This window comes from Dietzia sp. IBK-p2-16D, assembly GCF_057773085.1.
In genome coordinates this window covers 1-441 of sequence record NZ_JBYMTL010000070.1, presented here as the reverse complement: position 1 = coordinate 441, position 441 = coordinate 1, and the positions used below count along the sequence as shown (strand labels likewise).

Annotated in this window: 1 protein-coding gene; it reads right to left on the bottom strand. The window is 54.2% G+C overall.

All coding sequences use genetic code 11. The features are described from left to right. Positions 1-373 (bottom strand): AAA family ATPase (locus tag AC3DE3_RS17405; protein ID WP_488370874.1); only part of this gene is annotated, 373 nt, incomplete at its 3' end. Positions 374-441: the final 68 nt, after the last annotated feature.

The following is a 441-nucleotide window of genomic DNA, read 5'->3' as shown; positions in this document are numbered from 1 at the left end:
CGCTGGAGTTCTTGCGAGGCGCTGAGGTGAAGTCGATCAGCTTGTTACCCTGCTTGACCTTGAACAGATCAAGTTCGAATCGCTGCCAGCTTGCCCCTTCCGGGTTGTCAAACTTGCTGGTCGTGGCGTGTGACAGGGCGATAATGGTCATCTTCGACCGAAGATCGGACAGGTCCTGCCACCAGCCTTCCCATTCGCTGAGAGCGGCTTCGGGTCCATTGCTGTATTTGGCAAAGTCTTCTGCCTTGCCCTTGAACTGCTCTTTCAGGACCCATGCAAACAGCACCTGCTGCATGCTGGTCAACTGATCGACCATCAGGAACTTGAACGGATGCTCGACAGCACGCAGTTCGTTGGTGGTCTTACGGACCATGGGCCAGTCGACCATAACATCGTGTTCGATGTACTCGATTGACTTACGGTTGATGAGGTCGATAACGC